General features: G+C 52.1%; 15 protein-coding genes. 4 read left to right on the top strand and 11 right to left on the bottom strand.

What is annotated here, in order from left to right:
• Nucleotides 1-88 precede the first annotated feature (88 nt).
• Both HCZ99_RS14690 and HCZ99_RS14685 read right to left on the bottom strand, forming a co-directional pair.
• A complete protein-coding gene (locus tag HCZ99_RS14690; RefSeq protein ID WP_167447754.1) occupies nucleotides 89-826 on the bottom strand; it encodes an SDR family oxidoreductase in 738 nt (245 codons plus the stop codon).
• 195 nt (nucleotides 827-1,021) lie between these two features.
• A complete protein-coding gene (locus HCZ99_RS14685) occupies nucleotides 1,022-1,213 on the bottom strand; it encodes a hypothetical protein (RefSeq protein ID WP_167447753.1) in 192 nt (63 codons plus the stop codon).
• 240 nt (nucleotides 1,214-1,453) lie between these two features.
• On the opposite strand from HCZ99_RS14685, the gene HCZ99_RS14680 reads away from it, so the two are divergent.
• Together HCZ99_RS14680 and mgrA are read left to right on the top strand one after the other, a co-directional pair.
• Entirely contained in the window at nucleotides 1,454-3,478 is a 2,025-nt protein-coding gene (locus HCZ99_RS14680; RefSeq protein WP_167447752.1) for an aminopeptidase P family protein, read from the top strand.
• A gap of 165 nt (nucleotides 3,479-3,643) precedes the next feature.
• Nucleotides 3,644-4,699: an L-glyceraldehyde 3-phosphate reductase gene (mgrA, locus tag HCZ99_RS14675; RefSeq protein WP_303047850.1), complete on the top strand. Its 1,056-nt coding sequence runs from the start codon at nucleotides 3,644-3,646 to the stop codon at nucleotides 4,697-4,699.
• An 82-nt stretch (nucleotides 4,700-4,781) separates the two neighbouring features.
• Here the strand turns inward: mgrA and HCZ99_RS14670 are convergent, their stop codons facing one another.
• Nucleotides 4,782-5,690, bottom strand: coding sequence for a LysR family transcriptional regulator (locus HCZ99_RS14670; protein WP_167447751.1), 909 nt, complete (start codon nucleotides 5,688-5,690; stop codon nucleotides 4,782-4,784).
• 153 nt (nucleotides 5,691-5,843) lie between these two features.
• Here HCZ99_RS14670 and HCZ99_RS14665 point away from each other — a divergent pair, with 153 nt between their 5' ends.
• On the top strand, nucleotides 5,844-6,812 hold the full coding sequence (locus HCZ99_RS14665) for a DMT family transporter (protein ID WP_167447750.1): 969 nt from the start codon (nucleotides 5,844-5,846) through the stop codon (nucleotides 6,810-6,812).
• Between the two features lie 78 nt (nucleotides 6,813-6,890).
• Here the strand turns inward: HCZ99_RS14665 and HCZ99_RS14660 are convergent, their stop codons facing one another.
• Nucleotides 6,891-7,385: a thermonuclease family protein gene (locus HCZ99_RS14660; protein WP_254869630.1), complete on the bottom strand. Its 495-nt coding sequence runs from the start codon at nucleotides 7,383-7,385 to the stop codon at nucleotides 6,891-6,893.
• A 648-nt stretch (nucleotides 7,386-8,033) separates the two neighbouring features.
• Here HCZ99_RS14660 and HCZ99_RS14655 point away from each other — a divergent pair.
• Nucleotides 8,034-8,969 (top strand): hypothetical protein, encoded by a 936-nt coding sequence (locus HCZ99_RS14655; RefSeq protein WP_167447749.1) that lies wholly within the window; start codon nucleotides 8,034-8,036, stop codon nucleotides 8,967-8,969.
• Nucleotides 8,970-8,996: 27 nt separating this feature from the next.
• Here the strand turns inward: HCZ99_RS14655 and HCZ99_RS14650 are convergent, their stop codons facing one another.
• The 7 genes from HCZ99_RS14650 to ftsA all read right to left on the bottom strand — a co-directional run bounded on the left by HCZ99_RS14650 (nucleotide 8,997) and on the right by ftsA (nucleotide 19,069).
• Complete coding sequence (locus HCZ99_RS14650) at nucleotides 8,997-9,389, bottom strand: hypothetical protein (protein ID WP_167447748.1); 393 nt, start codon at nucleotides 9,387-9,389, stop codon at nucleotides 8,997-8,999.
• A gap of 32 nt (nucleotides 9,390-9,421) precedes the next feature.
• The gene (gene ligA, locus HCZ99_RS14645; RefSeq protein WP_167447747.1) at nucleotides 9,422-11,521 is read right to left on the bottom strand and encodes an NAD-dependent DNA ligase LigA; all 2,100 of its coding nucleotides are present in this window, start codon (nucleotides 11,519-11,521) and stop codon (nucleotides 9,422-9,424) included.
• A gap of 62 nt (nucleotides 11,522-11,583) precedes the next feature.
• Nucleotides 11,584-13,254, bottom strand: a complete 1,671-nt coding sequence (gene recN / locus HCZ99_RS14640; protein ID WP_167447746.1) for a DNA repair protein RecN — start codon at nucleotides 13,252-13,254, stop codon at nucleotides 11,584-11,586.
• Nucleotides 13,255-13,535: 281 nt separating this feature from the next.
• Nucleotides 13,536-14,366, bottom strand: a complete 831-nt coding sequence (locus HCZ99_RS14635; protein ID WP_167447745.1) for an outer membrane protein assembly factor BamD — start codon at nucleotides 14,364-14,366, stop codon at nucleotides 13,536-13,538.
• A gap of 244 nt (nucleotides 14,367-14,610) precedes the next feature.
• Nucleotides 14,611-15,582, bottom strand: a complete 972-nt coding sequence (gene lpxC, locus HCZ99_RS14630) for a UDP-3-O-acyl-N-acetylglucosamine deacetylase (protein WP_167447744.1) — start codon at nucleotides 15,580-15,582, stop codon at nucleotides 14,611-14,613.
• A gap of 337 nt (nucleotides 15,583-15,919) precedes the next feature.
• Nucleotides 15,920-17,587 carry a cell division protein FtsZ gene (gene ftsZ, locus HCZ99_RS14625; protein ID WP_167447743.1) on the bottom strand — a complete coding sequence of 556 codons (1,668 nt, stop codon included), beginning with the start codon at nucleotides 17,585-17,587 and terminating at the stop codon, nucleotides 15,920-15,922.
• A gap of 231 nt (nucleotides 17,588-17,818) precedes the next feature.
• Entirely contained in the window at nucleotides 17,819-19,069 is a 1,251-nt protein-coding gene (ftsA, locus tag HCZ99_RS14620) for a cell division protein FtsA (protein ID WP_167447742.1), read from the bottom strand.
• Nucleotides 19,070-19,308 lie beyond the last annotated feature (239 nt).

Below are 19,308 nucleotides of genomic sequence, written 5' to 3'. Positions count from 1 at the left end.
CGCCACGCAATCAAACTGCGTGGCCTTTTTCGTTTCATACCAAAGTGATGTCTTTGGTCTAGAACGCATCACGTCATTAACAGCGCGACTACCGCCCGCCAGAAACATCCAAAAGGCTTCCTGTGACATAGGATGCATCATCGGAGATCAGCCAATAGATGCTTTGGGCGACTTCGTCTGCTTGACCCGGGCGCCCCAGCGGGCAGGCGGGGCCGATTTCTGTAACCCGTTCTGGGCGGCCGACACTGCCGTGAATATCGGTGTCAATGATGCCTGGTCGGACCGCGTTAACGCGAATGCCCTTCGGGCCAAGTTCCTTTGATAAACCAATTGTCAGGCTATCAACCGCACCCTTTGATCCGGCGTAATCGACATATTCGCCGGGGGATCCTAGTTTGGCAGCTACTGACGATACATTGACAATCGTACCGCCCGGCGAAACCGTGCGTGCGGCTTCGCGTGCGACAAGATAGGCGCCAAGAACGTTGGTATCAAAGACCGCCTTCATGCGAACAACGGTCATTTCGGCCAATGTGCTTTGTGGGGCAACGATTCCGGCATTATTGACAACAGCATCAATCGCACCAAACCGTTCGCGGGTAGCGGCAAAAAACGCCACAACGCTGTCTTCGTCACGGACATCACATTTGCGCGCAAAGGCGTTGCCGGTAAAACCGACTCTTTCGCACTTGGCACAGGTTTGATCAGCACTTTCTTGATTGCCGACAAAGCTGATGGCGACGTTCCATCCCTTTTGGGCAAAAAGAACGGCTGTTGCACGGCCAATGCCGCGCGATCCACCAGTGATTAGGATTGTTTTGGTCATGGTTCCCCCACACAAAAATAGTCTTTGTTTTGAACACTATGGCGCTGATGAATGGGCTTGGTCAAAAAGAAACGGCCCCGCCGTGGAGAGGCAGGGCCGTTTCAGAGGGAAGAAACAAAAATTACCGCTAGGATCATGAACCTTGATCCTGCGTGGCGTCCTTGGGCATCCGACCAGTCCGGGCGGGAAGATCCTTTAATCCTTGTCCAAGGTGTCGTTTTTACCGATTGGCGACCGGTATCCTTCATCATCAGCCAGATGGGCAGGGCCAATATCAAGGCCAAGTGCTGCTCTTTGACCAAGGGTCAGGCGCTCAAGACCGTCATAGGCCGTCTGACGACGACGAGATTGTACGACACTTAGGGCAGTAATAGGAAAACGGATCACCGTTCGTGGTCTCCTGCAAATTGACGTCCCGACAGGGCATCTTTTTGTCACAGAGATGTAATAAGTTAATCTTTATCTAATTTGCATTGCGAAGCTTGCAGGGCATTCATACCTCTGACGCATGTGAAGTGATTACCAATACGAATAATGTAAAATATTCAAAGTTTGTTTGAAGCTTGCACCGCGTTGGCAACACCCCTTACATAGGTGTCTGCCCCATGTAGCGAAAAGAGGATATTCATGACCATTTCCGGCGACCAAAAACTTGCAGCCCTGCTCGAACAGGAAAATGTTGGCAAGGATGTTAGCGCGATCATCGACCTCGTTGATGGGGTGCTTGCGGCGGCGGATGGTGCAACGCGCACCGATTGGATTGACCTGATCGCACAATCGCCAAGTGACACGCTTAAATCTGCTTTGCTGACGCTTCGAGACGAACGCAAAGGCTTGTTTAAGGTGGCAAAGGATGGATTTGACCCGAAAGAGCGGGTTGCATCGCTGCGTGAATATCTGTCTGCCAAGGGGATTGACGGTTTTCTTGTGCCGCGTGCCGATGAGCATCAGGGCGAAAACGTCCCCGCTCGTGCCGAACGGCTGGCATGGTTGACCGGCTTTACAGGATCGGCTGGTGCGGCGGTGGTACTTGCTGATAAGGCCGCCGTCTTTGTGGATGGCCGCTACACCATTCAGGTGCGTCAGCAGGTTAATGCTGATTTGTTTGAATATCGCCATTTGGTCGAAGAACCGGTTGTTGGCTGGTTGCATGATAATCTGAGAGCCGGCCAGAAAATGGCTTATGACCCGTGGGTGCATACGGTGCAGCAGGCAAAGCATTTACGCGCCGCTTGCGAAGGTGTTGGGGCCGAGCTGGTCGCGCTTGAAACCAACCCGATTGATGCGATTTGGTATTCCCAACCGGCCATGCCCCTTGGCCCCGTCCGCCCACATCCGTTGGAATATGCCGGTAAATCAGCTGCGGATAAACGGGCACAAATTGCCGATGCCCTGTCGCGTATTTCGTGCGATAGCGCAATCTTATCGGCCCCGGACAGCATTGCGTGGCTTTTGAATATTCGCGGTGCCGACGTACCGCAAACCCCGCTTGCGCTTGGCTATGCCATCATTCACAGCGATGCCTCGGTCGAACTGTTTATGGATCAACGTAAACTGGCTGCTGAGACGATTACGTGGCTGGAAAATGAGGCAACCTTGCGTGCCCCTGGTGAATTGTCTGATGCCCTTGCCGGGATGGGGAACCAGTCTGTCCGGTTGGATGAAGCAACCGCGGCCGATTGGTTGCGCATGAAGCTAAGCGAAGCAGGGGCGACCGTGCGGGTGGGGCGTGACCCGGTTGCCATTCCCAAGGCTTGCAAAAATGATGTTGAGCTTGAAGGATCTCGTAAGGCGCATAAGCGTGACGGCGAAAAGATCATTCGTTATTTCAAGTGGCTTGATGAAACGGCATCCGATGGCAGTATTGATGAACGGGTTGCTGCGGATAAACTTTTGTCACTACGTGCTGAAGATCCGCTGTTTCGCGATTCAAGCTTTGAAACCATTCCGGGAAGTGGCCCCAATGGCGCGCTTTGCCATTATCGCAACACACCCGAAAGCAATCGGAACCTGACACCGGGTGAGATTTTCCTGATTGATTCCGGCGGTCAATATGTCGATGGCACAACCGACATTACCCGTACCACGGTGATTGGGCAGCCAAGTCAGGAACACCGTGATCGTTTCACGCGGGTTCTTAAGGGGCACATTGCCCTTGCACGTGCGATCTTCCCGGTCGGTACGACGGGTAACCAGCTTGATACGCTTGCGCGAATGCCGCTTTGGGAAGTTGGTCTTGATTTTGATCACGGGACGGGCCACGGCGTTGGCAGTTACCTTGGCGTTCACGAAGGCCCGCAACGTATTTCAAAGGCAGCCAATACAATCGCGCTTAAGCCGGGAATGGTGCTGTCGAACGAGCCGGGCTTTTACAAAGAAGGCGAATACGGTATTCGCATTGAGAATCTGATTGCCGTCATCGAGATTGATGGACCGGTTGGGGCGGATCGTAAAATGCTGGGGTTTGAAACCCTGACCTTCTCGCCGATTGAGCGTAAATTGATTGATCCGGAGTTGATGAGTGCGGATGAACTGCAGTGGCTAAATGATTACCACGCGCAGGTTTATGCCATTTATGCCGACGAGTTGGACGAAGATCATCTTGAATGGCTGCAAAAGGCAACGGCACCAATTAAGAAAAAACGTGTATGATAGCTTTGCATCTTCCCACATTGTGAAAAACAAAGGCCGCTCCGATCTGTGGGGCGGCTTTTTCATATGCGGGTGAATGACAGGGCGCGCTAAATAGCCTAAAAATAGAATATTGTATCGATTCAAATGAAGGCGGAAAACCGCTTCTGATAACAGGAGGAAGACATGGCTGAAGTCGAAAACCAGTGGATGGTAAACCCCAACCGCTACGACGCCGAGACCTATAATCGCTGCGGCAATAGCGGTTTGATGCTGCCGAAAATCACCTTGGGCCTTTGGCAAAATTTTGGCGGCGTAGATGTTTATGAAACGCAACGCGCCATGATCCGCCGTGCTTTTGATCGCGGTGTATTTCATTTTGATTTGGCCAACAACTATGGCCCGCCGCCCGGATCTGCCGAAGAAAACTTTGGCAAAGCGCTTGCCCAAGATCTTGGTAAACATCGAGATGAATTGATTATCTCGACCAAGGCGGGCTATCGCATGTGGCCGGGGCCGTTTGGCGAGTGGGGATCACGCAAATATTTGATTTCAAGCCTGGATCAAAGCCTTAAGCGGATGGGGCTTGATTATGTTGATATCTTCTATTCACATCGTGTTGATCCCAATACGCCATTAGCCGAAACCATGGGCGCACTTGATCAGATCGTGCGATCTGGCAAGGCGCTTTATGTTGGGATTTCGTCCTATTCGCCGCAGATGACCCGCGAAGCACATGCGATCCTTGCCGATCTTGGCACACCTTGCGTTATTCACCAGCCATCCTATTCGATGCTGAACCGCTGGGTCGAAAATGAAGGGTTGCTTGATACGTTATCGGACCTTGGCATGGGGTGTATTGCGTTTTCACCCTTGGCGCAGGGGCTGTTGACCAACAAGTATCTTAACGGCGTGCCCGAAGATTCCCGTGCGGCCCTTGAAGGATCATTCCAGACCAGAATGCTGACCGAAGAAAACTTAAACCGTGTACGGGCATTAAACGAGATCGCAACCCGCCGTGGCCAGTCATTGGCACAGATGGCGATTGCCTGGGTCCTGCGGCGCCCGGAAATTACCTCGGCCCTAATCGGTGCGCGCCATGTGGAGCAGCTTGATAACAGTCTTGATGCGCTTGATAACCTTGAATTTAGCGCTGAAGATCTAGCTGAGATCGATAAATACGCTGCCGAGGGTGGCTTGAACCTGTGGCAGAAGTCATCTGACTCAGAGGCCCCTGTCTAATTAGCTTTCATGCTTTGGCTATATTAAACGACAAACCCCGGCAGAATTAATCTGCCGGGGTTTTATATATATGCTTTCTGGCTTAATCCGTTGCGGCAATCGGCATGGTTCCGGCAAGTTCGCGAAGTGTATCGACAACGGCCTTGCCGCCGGTGCTAAGTGGACGGTCATGCAGCCATGAAAGCATGACTTTGCGCGACAGTTCCGGATTTATAATGCGTCGTGCGCGTAGGCGCCCGGTGGAAAGCTCCATCACAAGCGAGCTTCGCGGTAACACGGTATGGCCCAAATCACGATGCACCAGATCGACAAGAACCCGAAGTGCATCTGCCTCAACCACTGGGGATAACGGACGGCCCGCGCGAAAGGCGGTTTCTTGCATCTTTGCGCGCAAACCGTGTTTGTTGGTTGGCATGATGAGTGGCAAGGACAAGACATCCTCGAACGCGATTTCCGTTTCCTGCTCGCCGACTTTGGATGGATGGGAAATCAGATAAAGGTCTTCACGCCACAGTGGCTCCGCATGCAGGCTGCGCGATATCATCCCGTCGTGCAAAATGCCGATATCAAGACGCCCCGACAACAAACCTTCTTGCACATCGCCGGTAAGGTCTTCGGCGATTGAGATGTTTAAATCGGGGAACCTCTCGCGCAGGGCTTCGACCAGGGCGCCGGTTATCACGATCCCGGCACTTGGCGGAACACCAACATGCACATGCCCGGTAACTTGGCTGCGCTGGGCAGATAGATCTGCCTCTAATCTGGCAAGATCGCCCAGAATAACCCGTGCGCGTTCAACCAGCATCTGGCCGGCTTCGGTCAGTTTGACCCCGCGTCCCGTCCGTTCCAGCAGTTTTGTATCAAGCGCTTCTTCCAGCAAATTAAGCTGGCGGCTCAGCGCGGGTTGGGAAAGGTTCAGTCGCTCGGCCGCGCGTGAAAGGCTGCCCAGTTCGGCAATATGGACGAAACTTCGAAGTTGTTTGATATCCATGGAAATGGGTCCTTATGTGCGCGAGCTTTCCGCAAAACCGCTATGTGTTGGGTACAGGTATAGCCAAAACTGATATCTGATAGCAATTAATTCGAATTGAATAATGGGATTATGTCTTAGATAGTGGCGACCAATTCAGGATCGGAGACCACCATGACATCACCCGCCCCGTCGCAAGCTGCTGCGAAACCCGTCGGTTCCGCGCTGACACTTGTGCTGCTTTCAACAGCTGCCTTTGCCATGAAGGGACTTCTGGCAAAGTTTGTTTATGCGACCGGGATGACGGTGGATGGGCTTTTGCTGTTGCGATTTATGATCGCGATGCCCTTTTTCTGGATTGGGGTATATTTTTTCGGCAAGAACCGCCCAGGCGAACGCGCGATGAAGCCAGTTGATCTGGCGTGGGGGGGCTTATATGGCGGTTTGTTCTTTGCCGCTGCTCTGTTTGATTTTACGGCAGTATCGATCATCGAAGTGACCGTATCGCGGATTGTTCTGTTCACCTTTCCTGCCATTGTTCTGATTCTTGAATGCCTGCATAAATGGCGGTTGCCACCCTTGCGTCAGATATTTTGTTTTATCGTGACCTATCTCGGCCTGGTGCTGGTATTGGCGCCGGACGGTTTGGGGGCGGTATCTGGTACGTTGTGGTTGGGGGCGTTTTGGGCCTTTGCATCGGCGCTGACCTATGCTGCTTACCTTTATTTTGGCCAGCGCATGATCCAGGTGATCGGTTCGATGCATTTTGCCGCCTTGGTCAACACAATGGCCGGTCTATCGATGATTCTGTACGAACTGGTTGTGCAAAATCCGCTTAATTTGAATGTTGATGGTGTTTTGTGGACCGCCGCAATATCCATCTTTTGTACGGTCATTCCGTTCTTCCTGCTTTATGAAGGTATTCGTCGCATTGGCGCAACGCAGGCGGCTTTGATTTCGCTGTCTGGGCCCGCCATGACATTCTTTGCTGCGTGGCTTCTGCTCGGGGAAGTGCTGACATTGCCACAGATCGCTGGCTTTGCGGTTGTCACTATTGGGATCGCATCACTTAAAAATGGCGTGACATTGGCAGGTGTTGGCAGATTACTGGCGCGCCCCTTCTTTTCGACCCGAAAATCATAAGGTTTGACCCGCTAATTCATTCTCATCAATCGGGGTAGGTGGCCTCAAGACGCGGCGAAGGTCGCGAACAAACGACGACTAATCGTCGCGCTGCCAGCGGTAGACGTGGGTTTCATGTTCAGGAAGGCGTTCCCCGTAGCGCCATTCCCTAGGGTCGACAAATTGACCTGCCCAAGCACCGCTGCGTGATTGGCGGGTGCGGTTTTCTATTGCGCCGTATTCAGGCATTTCGTCCGTACGGGCGACTGCCATGCCACGCATGATCAAGCTTTGTCCAATATCGACACCATTAGCATTACGGCACACAGCCATATTGCGGTGATATCGGTTTTTACCCCGGACAACGCATGTGATCGGTGTCGCGACCAAAAGATTGGTTGTGATTTGCCATGCTTCGGCACCACAGGCTGTGCTTTGACCGTTTAAAAGGCATTTTTGAAACCGCTCAAATGCGTCTGCACCCCAAAGGTCAATACGACGAAACCCAAATTCCAAGGTGTCTGGGTCGATCGCACGGGCCGGTCCCGAAAGCCTTTCATAGTCAGGATCCGCATGTGCCGATGACACGGCCATTAAGCAACCCGTTATAAGCAAAGTAGCCCAAAGTTTTTGGTCGCGAGAACATCCCATCAATGCACTTTCAGTGAGTGTTTCTTAAATTTTTAATGCCCAGAGTCTCTTTGTTTATGCTCTTTAAGGTGGTGTCGGCCGACTGGGTGCAGGTTTTCTGCCGTTATTTGATGTCTATTAAGAGTAGTTTCTATCCCTAAGAGTGGGTATTTTAAGCTTAAAGAGTTGACCGGGCTCAAGATTTTTGGCGTACTTAATTGATATAAAACTAAATAACGAAAATTCAATGACGGCGTCTGCCGCTGCGCAGTGACAGTTTCTAATGAAAGCGGCGCATACATCGGTATCTTTTTTGGCTCGATGTCTTAATTGGGGTGTGTTGTGCGAAGATCAATTCCCAGGGAAGTTCTGGACGCTATCGGTCAGTCTGGCCTGCATAAGCCGGGACACTTCGCCTATGTGATTGATTTTTCCGGCATCCCTGCTGCGCGTAATTTGACGGTATTTTGCGCAATTGTTCGATATGTCGAGCAACGCTTTGTTTCGGGACTTCGGGCGAAGCTGTTATCAAGAAACGCAATATCGCTCTTGGTGCCCGGTGAACAATGCTTGGCCATGCAAGAATGCGTTGAGGATTTAAACGCGTTTCTTATGTCGCGACGTTACGGCACGATGGATGTCCGCGTTTTTGACCTTGATGAGCAAACGCCAGAATTTGCGATGCGGTGTATTGATTATTTGCGGATGTCTTCGCCCGAGCTTGTGCAAGAGTTCCTTGATTTTCAGGCTGATTGCCCATGTACGACGGCGCAACTGGGCGAGTTGATTGAGCTTGAACGCATCGTCGGACAGGCAGATATGTCGATGCATGTCCGTTTCCAGTCGATATGGAGACTGGCTTACGGGACGAAGCCAAGTCTTTACGGCGAAGAAATGTGGGTTTCCATGGCCGCGATGGAAGAAATCACAGGCAAGTCGATTATGCGCGACGCCTGGATGTTTTCGCGTTTTACCGAGTTGCTTGATAGCCGGGTTCTGTCGCATATCACAAAGGAACGCAGCAAGCCGCGTGGTCGACAGTTCTTGAACCTCAACCCCGTTGCCGCAGTGAGCGTGAATTTTGATCGGATGATTAAAACGCTCCCCATGGTTCAGATCCGCCAACTGATTGTCGAATTTGCCCTACCAGTGTGGCGGAGCAACGCGGCTGTTGCTGCGTCTATTCTTAGTCGTTTTCAGCGTTTGGGGATTGGTCTTGCCCTTGACGCGGTGCCGATAGATGGTGTCGGCAGCTTGTCAGAAAAAGAGCTGGAAGTCGCCAGTTTCATTAAGATTTATGTCGCGACTGCCGAACCCGATATGATTACGAAAAACTTGGCAAATTTATCGCCAGACGTCATTCGTCAGGTCGTGCTATGTCGGTGTGAAACGCCCGAACAGATTGAAGCGGGTGTGAAGGCCGGGGTGATGTATTTCCAAGGCTATGGCCTGGCCGAATTCATCAATAAACCGAGCCAAGTCGCACATGTGCTTGGTTCCGGTACAGGCGATGATTTGACCCGATTACAGCTTGTTGCCCGGCGTTAAGCCTTTTTTTGCAAGCAAGGCTATACGTCAATACAGATCGCTATAGCGTATTTCATCGAGCTGGGCGAAAACGATTTTCCATTTATCGTCCAGTTTAAGAAGTGCAAACGCGTAATCGCAGTCAAAAATCAGATTGTTTTCTGAATTTCCAAACCGGAAAGACACAATCGCGCGTGCCCCGCCCGGAAGGCTAGAATGCTGCTCAATCAAAATAGATTTCGCAACGGATAGATCCGCATTCTTCAGCTCATCAAAGAACGACTGATGATAGGTATGTAGTTCGTCGACCGAACCAATCGCATGTACGCCCGCAAGATCATTAATCAAGCTTGGATAATGATAAAACTCATCAAGGGCTGATTTCTCAAGCTTAAGATGGGCGTCTGCATAACGGCGAAAAAAACTTCCCAGATCTTCCATCGGTTCTCTTTCCTTCGCGCTATGACAAGGGTTTAGGTGTTGGCAATCAGATCAAGCCATGCCTGCTCATCAAGCACAGTAACACTCAACTCTTCTGCTTTCTTTAATTTGGATCCCGCACCCGGACCTGCAACCAAATAATCGGTTTTGGCTGAGATAGATCCGGCAACCTTCGCGCCAAGGCTTTCGGCTTTGACCTTGGCCTCGTTACGCGAAAACAGTTCCAGCTTTCCGGTAAAGACGACCGTCTTCCCATTGACTGGACTGTCGGTAATCTGCGGGGCTTCGACGTCTTGAATATCAAGAACGCTTTCAAGATCATCAAGAACGGTTTTGTTATGGTCTTCCGCCATGAACTCGATCAGGTCTTTGGCAACACCGGGCCCGATTTGATCAATATTGATCAGTTCGCGTAGGGCATCACTGTCGGCCTGATTGGCATCAACAATTGCCGTGCGCCATTGGCTGATTGATGTGTAATGACGCGCAAGCAGTTTTGCGGTGGCCTGACCGATCTGGCGAATGCCCAAGGCGTAAATAAACCGGTCAAGGCCGATGGAACGGCGTTCGTTAATGCCGTTGAAAAGCTTGGTTGCGGATTTCTCGCCCCAACCTTCAAGTTTGCGGATGTCGTCGCCATGAAGCGTTTCGAGGCGGAAGATATCGGCGGGTGATTGCACCCATCCCTTTTCAAAAAAGGTCTCGATATTTTTGGCGCCCATGCCGTCAATGTCGAATGCGTTGCGAGATACAAAGTGTTTAAGGCGTTCTACCGCCTGTGCCGGGCAGATCAGCCCCCCGGTACAGCGGGTGACAGCTTCGCCTTCTTCACGCATCGCGTGGCTGTGACATTTCGGGCAGTGATTGGGGAAGGCATATTTCGTTGTGTCATCGGGGCGTTCATCCAAAATGACTTCGACAACTTGCGGAATCACGTCACCTGCACGTTGGATAATCACCATGTCGCCGACACGGACACCCAGCCGTTCGATTTCATCACGGTTATGCAGTGTGGCGTTTGATACGACAACACCGCCCACCGTCACCGGTTCAAGACGCGCAACTGGGGTAAGTGCACCGGTGCGGCCCACTTGGATTTCGATGGCATTGACCCGTGTTCGGGCCTGCTCGGCCGGGAATTTGTGGGCAATTGCCCAGCGTGGCGATCGGCTGACAAAGCCAAGGCGCAGTTGGAGTTCGAAGTCATTGACCTTATAGACAATACCATCAATGTCGTAATCGAGATCCGGGCGCAGTTTGCCCAGCTCATCATAAAACGCCATGATGGCGTCGGCATCGTTCACAAGCCGGGTGAGTGGATTAATCACAAAGCCCCAGCCATCAACTTTCTGAAGGAAATCCCACTGGGTCTGGGCGAGGCTTTCGGAAAGTTCGCCAAAGCTATAAGCAAAGAACCGCAACGGGCGTTTGGCACTGATGCTTGGGTCAAGTTGGCGCAGTGAACCGGCTGCCGCATTGCGCGGATTGGCAAATGTCTTGCCGCCGGTTTCGGCCTGCGTTTCATTGAGTTTCTGAAACGCGGAACGCGCCATATAGACTTCACCACGGATTTCGACCACATCGGGGGCGTCATCGGGAAGGGTTTTGGGAATGTCCCCGATATGGGCGACATTGGCGGTGACGTCTTCGCCTTCTGATCCGTCGCCGCGGGTTGCCGCCGTGACAAGCTTTCGGTCTTCATAGCGCAAGGACAAAGAAAGCCCATCGATCTTGGGTTCACCGACAACCTCAACTGGGCTATGGGCGGTAAGGTTGAGGAACCGACGGATACGGGCCAGAAAATCGACAATGTCTTCTTTGGAAAACGCATTGCCAAGCGAGAGCATCGGGCGGGCGTGTTTGACCTTTGCAAAGCCATCGGCCGGGGCCGCGCCGACTTCTTGCGTTGGACTGTTTTTCTTGAGCGTTGGATAGCGTGATTCAAGTTCGATCAGGCGATTGAACAGCGCGTCATATTCTGCGTCGGGAACCAGCGGCTCGTCATTGATGTAATAGGCCTCGTTGAAACTGCGGATGCGGTCGGAAATTTCCGCATGCTGTTTGCGTGCCTCGCTGCTGGTTTCGGGCAGTTCAGGAAGATTTGACGTATCTGACGCGTGTTCGGCGCTCATATTCTTTTTGTTCCGTATGCGAGTTAGGCCCAACGTCCCTTTTGGGGGCGCATTCTTGAGGTCTAACGAGGTTGTTCTAACAGGCTGTCTGCGGCGGCGCGGGCTTCGGAGGTTACAGAATGTCCGGCCAACATACGCGCAATTTCTTCTCGGCGCGCTTCTTCGATAAGGGCATCAACACGGGTGACCATGGTGCCTTCGGTTTCGCGCTTGGCGATATAAAAATGTGTGCGCCCGCGGGCGGCGACTTGCGGGCTGTGGGTGATGACAAGGATCTGACGTTCTTTGGCCAATAAATGCAAACGTTCGCCAATTGCCGCGGCGGTTGCCCCGCCAACACCACTATCAACTTCGTCAAAGACAAGGCTGGGAACGGCGGATACACGTGCCAAGACAACTTTTAAAGCCAGCAAGAACCGCGAAAGTTCACCACCAGATGCGATTTTATTGAGTGCGCCCGGTGGGCTGCCCGGGTTGGTGGCAACGGTAAATTGCACGCGGTCAATCCCGTCACTGCCCCATTCTGCTTCGTCGACTTTGGCAATGTCTGTGACAAAGCTGGCCTTTTCCATGCGAAGGGGTGGCAACTCGGTATTGATTGCGGAATCAAGCTTTGCTGCGGCTTCTTTGCGGGCGGCGTGCAATTCTTCGGCAGCATCCACAAAGGCCGTGCGGTATTGGGCAACGGCAGCCGTTAAGCGGGCGAGTTCCTTTTCACCAAATTCAAGCTGATCAATTTGGGAACGGAAATCGCGCATCAGCGCGTTTAAGCCATCAACAGGGACGTTATATTTACGTGCTGCCGCACGCAGGGCAAACAGGCGTTCTTCGACATTTTCCTGATGACCGGTATCGACGTTAAGGTCGGCAAGGGTTGCAGAAATTGAACGGTTGGCTTCTTCAAGCTCAATCGCGGCGCGGTCAAGGGCTTCGATAATCGGTTCAAACCGCCCGTCTGCCTTTTCAAGTTCACGTTCCAGGCAACGTTGCGCACTGCGAAGGGCGCTTTCAGCCCCTTTGCCACGCGAAAGCTCACCGCCGGCATCATTAAGGGCGGCCACCAGCTTTTCGCCATGCATCAAGAATTGGCGTTCTTCGGCAAGGCGTTCTTCTTCGCCTTCTTCTGGGCCAAGCTTTTCAAGCTCGTCAACTGCGTGGCGCAGCCATTCTTCTTCTTCGCGCGCTTTATCGATGCGCGCACGTGCAGCGTTTAGTTCTTTTTGCGTGTCGCGCCAGGCGCGCCAATGATCGCGCACCGTAAGGGCCTTGTTGCCAAGGTTGCCATGGGCATCAAGCGTAGCCCGATGTGTCGTCGGATCCAATAAGCCATGCTGATCGAACTGCCCCTGAATTTCGACGCAGTAATCGCCAACCTCGCGCAGCAGTCCGACTGATACCGGTTGATCATTGATGTAGGCACGTGATCGACCATCGGCGGTGACGACACGGCGAACGACCAGTTCTTCGCCCTCAAGGTCGATATCTTGTTGCGATAGAAGTCCGTAAACAGGGTGACCTTGCGGCAAAACAAAGATTGCCGTCACGCTGCATTTATCAAACCCGTGACGCACAAGGCCACTATCAGCACGCGCCCCAAGGGCGAGGCCAAGCGAGTCAAGCAGGATCGATTTACCGGCACCTGTTTCCCCGGTCAGGACACTAAGCCCATCGTGAAAATCAAGATCCAGTTTGTCGATAAGAACTACGTTCCGAATGCTGAGGCGTCGAAGCATCGCTGGGTACTGATGTTGTTAACGGGGCAGCAGACAGGTATCGCCAAGCGTCTCAGGCAAACGTTGCTGCGACTTGCACAGTGCCCAATAGTGGTGCGGCTTGCAAGCGTTGCGCATGCCTGTATCCGGGCAAAAACACCCAATCCGCAGTCTTCTGCGAAAAATGTTTTAAAACAGTACGCAAGATCAATTTGTTCTTGTTGTGTTCTAGGTTGCTTTAGCTGCGGATGTCAAGCAAATGCCGCCGGAGTCTTAAACCCGGTGTTCAAGGAAACACTATCTTAGAAGATTCCCTTGATCGACTGGGTTACAGAATCCCACCAGCTTTTGTCACTTTCAGGCACCTTGATCGAATCATCATCGACCAGAAGGGCATATGATTCCGTGTAATATTCACTGCCTGGGAAGTTGTAACCAAGAACAGAAGCCGTACGTTTCGCTTCACCTTCCAAACCAAGCGCAAGGTAGCATTCGGTCAGGCGTGCCAAGGCTTCTGGAACATGCGTTGTGGTTTGATAGTTATCAATGACCGATTTGAAACGGTTGATCGCCGCAAGGAATTCGTCGCGATCCTGATAATAGCGGCCAACGCTCATTTCCTTGCCGGCAAGGTGGTCAACCGTCAGGTCTTTTTTAAGCTTGGCGTCACGGGCATATTTGCTGTCGGGGAAACGACGAATGATGTCATCAAGTGCTTGCATTGCATCTTGGGTCATCTGCTGATCGCGGCCAACGTCGGAAATCTGCTCGTAATAGGACAATGCTTTTAAATAGTAGGCATATGGCACATCCGGGTTGGCCGGATGGAGAGAGATAAACCGGTCAATCGCACTGATCGCATCGTCGTATTTATTGTCTTGGTAATAGGCATAAGCCGACATCAAGGTCGCCTTGGTCGCCCAGACAGAATAAGGGTGCTGACGTTCGACTTCATCAAAGGCCTCGGCGGCTTTTTGGTATTCTTTTTCGTCGAGCAAATCTTGCGCGCTGTTATATAGCTCGGACACAGGGCGTTCGACATATTCTGGCGCCTCGTTGCTTGAGCAGGCAGCAAGCACAATGGCCATACCACAAATTGCAATGATGTTTTTGGCGCGAACGGTACTCAGCACTGTGACCTATCCTTGAACTTCGTGAGGCACGTTTTAAAAAATCCGCCGGACTATATCATGGGCATGGCGGGATTGGGCAAGTAGTTGTGTGTCCAATCGGTACTTTTATCGGACATCCGGTTTTGTCGAGCAAGGATACATTGTAAAAATTGTCCCAAAGCATGAAAAAAGGCGACCGCGATGGTCGCCTTAATCAATTGGAATATGTCCATCTTGGTACGTGAGTTGCCGCGCATCACATGGCTTAGGCCGTTGCCAGAACCCGTTCCGCATTCATCGCACGAAGGGCCGTTTTGCGCATGGGGACAACCCGATATGCGCTTTCATCAGCAAGCAGCGCTTTGAGCAGCAGATTGTTCACATGATGACCCGATTTATACGCGGTTACCTTGCCTTGAAGCTGCAAGCCAGCGGTATAAAGATCGCCCAATGCATCAAGGATTTTGTGGCGAACAAATTCATCTTCGTAGCGCAGGCCTTCTTCATTCATCACTTCGTCGCCCGACAGGACAACGGCATTATCAAGTGAACCACCGCGAGCAAGACCGGCAGAGCGCATGGCTTCGACTTCGTGAAGGAAACCAAATGTGCGTGCGCGTGAAATGTTGGAAACGAAAATGCCGTCGTCAAATTTCACTGACATGCGTTGATTGGCGATGGCCTTGCTTTCAAAATCGATTTCGAAATCAATTTCAAATCCATGACCCGGCTCGACGCGTGCGGTGCACCCTTTAAATTCGACTTCAACCGGTTTCAAAACTTCAATGACCTGACGCGGCGCATCCTGTTCGTCGATCCCAACACAGTCGATCAGGAAGTTAAACGGTGCGGAGCTGCCATCCATGACCGGAACTTCGTCGGCATCAATATCAATCAAGACATTATCAATGCGCGCACCAGCCAAGGCCGCCATCAAATGTTCGATGGTGCCGATTTTAATGCCCTTGGATGCATCGCCAAGGCAGGTGCAAAGGCGGGTATCAATAACGCCATCGTAACGTGCAGGATAAAGTGGCTGATCTGCCAGATCTGTGCGGCGGAAGACGATGCCATGATCAATTTCAGCTGGATGAAGCGTGATACGGATTTTCTGACCGGAATGCAGCCCGACACCGGCACAGCCGATGGACGCTTTAAGCGTGCGCTGACAAACGATATCGTTATCCGATCCGCTTGACTGCGTCAGTGCGGCGCTTAGGTCAGAAATATTGTTCAAGGTAGCCCCCAAATCAGGTCCGTCAGTTTTCTATCTCAGGTCGCGTGAAGCAGTATGGCATGTCGTAAATATTGCTTCGTTAGCTTCAGACACTACCCACTGAATAACAATCTAACAAATCACTCTTTGTTACGCTTTGTAACTAAAATAAGTCACTGAAAATAAACGTATTTGTATCTATATTGGCTGATCAACGCAGTATGTCGTAACACGTGCAATGAACATATTCCGGCAATTTTTCGTCACAGGACGCGTTGCTTTGCGTCATGTTCTGAATGCGTTGCTATAAAAAAAGGGAAGGCAAAGTGCCTTCCCTTTTTCGCGCGGAGAAACGTCGTTAGTTAGCCTGACGACGTAGAAAGGCCGGGATCTCGAGCAGGTCGTCAGATGCACCAGACGTTTTGCCCCGGGAAGAGGGCTCGTTGGTGGTGATCTGTGATCCGTTTTCGTCAAGGGGCATCTCGGTCTGACGCGGTGCAGGTGCCTGCGGCTGCGCAGCCTTAGGGACTGCATTTTGTTGCGGCTGACCCTGATGATGGTCCTTGGCGCCTTTGTTCTTACCAAACAAGCTGCTGAGCACCGAACGCGGTGACGTTGCGTTCTGCGCATCGGCGGCTTCGAAGACATCCGGGCTGTGTTTACTGACCGGGGCGGCTTCGCTTGGGGAAACAGCGCGCGGCGGAATGAATGCCATATCGCCGTTGCTGTTTGCTTTTTCAGTCGCACGCAAAACAGGTTTCGGTTTCAAGACCGTCTGGCCCATTTCAATCGAACCGGTCTGCTGAGAATCAGCCTGTTGGTTCAGCTCTGGCTGATGTGCGCTGCCGGTTGCGGCAAAGCGGTCTGCCGGGATCTGATCGATCGATGCACCACCGGTGTAGTCATCCTGTGCGACATTGGCGGCCGGTGCGCTGGCAGCGGCATTGCCGGCACCATGCTGACCAAATGACGGCGCAGGGGCAGGCTGTTCTGCCGGCTCAGCTGCTTTTGGCTGTGCGACGGAAACAGTTTTCGGCTGCGGACGACGAACGTCTTCGGCATCGATGCCGGTTGCTACTACAGAAACGCGAAGCGCGCCTTCGATGGTCGGATCGAAGGTGGAACCAAAGATGATGTTGGCTTCGGATGCGACTTCTTCGCGAATACGGTTCGCGGCTTCGTCGACCTCGTACAGAGCCATATCCATGCCGCCTGTGATGTTGATGAGGACTGCACGTGCACCCTTCATCGAAGCATCTTCAAGCAGCGGATTAGCAATGGCGGCTTCGGCGGCCTCAAGGGCACGTTTCTCGCCGGATGCTTCGCCTGTGCCCATCATGGCTTTGCCCATTTCGCTCATAACAGTGCGAATATCAGCAAAGTCAAGGTTCACAAGGCCCGGAACCATCATAAGGTCAGTAATCGACCGCACACCATTGCGCAGAACATCGTCTGCCATTTGGAAGGCATCTGCAAAGGTGGTTTTTTCATTCGCGACCCGGAACAAATTCTGGTTCGGAATGATAATCAGGGTGTCAACATACTGTTGAAGCTGCTCTATTCCCTGTTCAGCAGTGCGCATACGGCGCGTGCCTTCAAAATGGAACGGCTTGGTAACAACACCAACGGTCAGAATGCCTGCTTCTTTTGCGGCACGTGCAATGACCGGGGCTGCACCGGTACCCGTACCACCGCCCATACCGGCGGTGATGAATACCATGTGGCAACCTTCAAGCTGTGCTTGAATTTCTTCGATGGATTCTTCTGCGGCGGCACCCCCGGCATCAGGACGTGCGCCTGCACCCAGGCCCTGGGTGATTTTGCGGCCAAGCTGCATTTTGCGCGTGGCTTTGCTTTGTGACAGGGCCTGAGAATCGGTATTGGCAACAACAAAATCACATCCTTCAAGTTCGGATGCGATCATATTGTTAACGGCGTTCCCGCCGGCACCGCCGACACCGATAACGGTAATCTTTGGTTTTAGGTTTTCTTCCGTTTCAGGTACGGAAAAACTAATTGTACTCATTGTTTGCTCTTCCTCTCCGCGCTTTAGAGCTTAAAGATCTGCGTGACCTTCCCTTTGCCACGTATGCCAGAACACGTCCTGACACAAAGACCTCCAAGATGGTTTTAGCTGGCAAAGGGTTATTGGCATGTTAATGCGCACAAAACTTTTCGAAAAAAATGAGCAAAAAATTCCATTTATCCCGATCAGCACAGCAAACCAGCGGGTTGTTTGGTTTTTGGTAGTGGGAAGTTAAAAGTTTTCTTTGAGCCAAGCCCCAAGACGGCCCCATCGCCCCCCTGATTGACGAATATTCGCCATGGCTTCGCTTAACGGATCATTTTGTTGTTCGATGGCACGCAGCAACAACCCGGCACAGGCCGAGAATGGCGGCCCAGCGGTTGCTTCGGCAAGACCGGTTACCCCATGGGGATGCGCAATGCTGGCCGGACGTTCAAACATCTGATTGGCAAGGTCGGCAATGGCGTTCAACTGGCTGGCACCGCCAGTTAAAACGATGCTGCGTCCGCCAATTTGCGACAGGCCATGTTCTTCAAGTTGATCACGGATCATCTCAAAGGTTTCTTCAAGACGTGGCTTGATGATGTTGATCAACATTGAACGTGGCACGTGATTGAAATTGTTCTCGTCTTCATCACCAATCACTGGAACCGCAAGGATTTCCTGGTCATCGGATGGAGATGTCAGCGCGCTGCCATGCAGGGTTTTCATTCGCTCGGCGTGGTTTAACGACGTATTGAGCCCATAGGCAATGTCGCGCGTCACATGCGCGCCACCAACGGGGATCGAAGTCGTGTAAATTACTTGCCCGCCATGGAAAACCGCGACACTGGTTGTGCCAGCACCCATGTCGATCACGGTCGCGCCAAGATCGCGTTGATCAGGTGTTAACGCAGACAACCCTGATGCAAGCGGGGTCACCACGGTTTCCTGGATCGTCAAATGGCAGCGTCTTAGTAGCGTGTCGAGATTGCGAAGCGGTGCGGTTTGGGTACGCACGAAATGCAGATCAAGACCAAGGGTCGATCCATACATGCCGCGCGGGTCATTCATGCTTTTGGTACCATCAACCCGGAAGCCAAGCGGAACTGTGTGGATCAGTTCGTCGCCGGCTTGTCGCAACAGCACATCTTTTTGATCATTAAGCTTTCTGATCTCAAGGTTACCAATCGGCCGTGATCCCAGCGGCAATTCAACTGTATGTGTTTCGGATTCCGGTTGTCCGCCCGACAGATTAACGATCACGGATTCGATGGTGTGACCGGCCATTTTCTCAGCCGCATTCACGGCCGCAAGGACTACTTCCTGTGCGGCATCAAGATTGGAAATTGCGCCGCTTTGCAGTCCCTTTGACATGTTATGGCCAATGCCGATGATTTTCGGCGGTTGGTCCTTTTCACGTCGGGCAATAAAACAGCAGACCTTGGACGTTCCAATGTCCAAAGCCGCAATCAATCCTGATCTGGTTTTGTTGCGTGCCAATTGAGTGCTCGAAATCTTTTAAGTTGTTATTGGTTCGATTTTATTGCGAACCTTAAGCCCGTTTTCCACCAAAAGCTGTTGCAAATTGGTTAAGGCTGGCCGGAGTCTTTTACATCTTCTAAATTTAAGTCATTAAAGGGGCAGTGTCGTCCTAAGCTATCGAATTGTTTGATAAGCAAAAAACGCCATTATCACACGCTTGTATCTGTCAAACAAAGACGCGCGGCTAGGGCCTTTGT

The sequence above is a fragment of the Thalassospira lucentensis genome, from assembly GCF_011806425.1.
GTDB classification, from domain to species: Bacteria; Pseudomonadota; Alphaproteobacteria; order Rhodospirillales; family Thalassospiraceae; genus Thalassospira; species Thalassospira lucentensis_B.
The sequence above is the reverse complement of the archived record's forward strand: the minus strand, read 5'-3'. Positions and strand labels throughout refer to the sequence as shown.

Coding starts and splice junctions, on each gene's coding strand:
- HCZ99_RS14690 (WP_167447754.1), bottom strand. CDS start 826: ATGACCAAAACAATCCTAATCACTGGTGGATCGCGCGGCATTGGCCGT.
- HCZ99_RS14680 (WP_167447752.1), top strand. CDS start 1,454: ATGACCATTTCCGGCGACCAAAAACTTGCAGCCCTGCTCGAACAGGAA.
- mgrA (WP_303047850.1), top strand. CDS start 3,644: ATGGCTGAAGTCGAAAACCAGTGGATGGTAAACCCCAACCGCTACGAC.
- HCZ99_RS14670 (WP_167447751.1), bottom strand. CDS start 5,690: ATGGATATCAAACAACTTCGAAGTTTCGTCCATATTGCCGAACTGGGC.
- HCZ99_RS14665 (WP_167447750.1), top strand. CDS start 5,844: ATGACATCACCCGCCCCGTCGCAAGCTGCTGCGAAACCCGTCGGTTCC.
- HCZ99_RS14660 (WP_254869630.1), bottom strand. CDS start 7,385: ATGGCCGTGTCATCGGCACATGCGGATCCTGACTATGAAAGGCTTTCG.
- HCZ99_RS14655 (WP_167447749.1), top strand. CDS start 8,034: ATGTCGCGACGTTACGGCACGATGGATGTCCGCGTTTTTGACCTTGAT.
- HCZ99_RS14650 (WP_167447748.1), bottom strand. CDS start 9,389: ATGGAAGATCTGGGAAGTTTTTTTCGCCGTTATGCAGACGCCCATCTT.
- ligA (WP_167447747.1), bottom strand. CDS start 11,521: ATGAGCGCCGAACACGCGTCAGATACGTCAAATCTTCCTGAACTGCCC.
- recN (WP_167447746.1), bottom strand. CDS start 13,254: ATGCTTCGACGCCTCAGCATTCGGAACGTAGTTCTTATCGACAAACTG.
- ftsZ (WP_167447743.1), bottom strand. CDS start 17,587: ATGAGTACAATTAGTTTTTCCGTACCTGAAACGGAAGAAAACCTAAAA.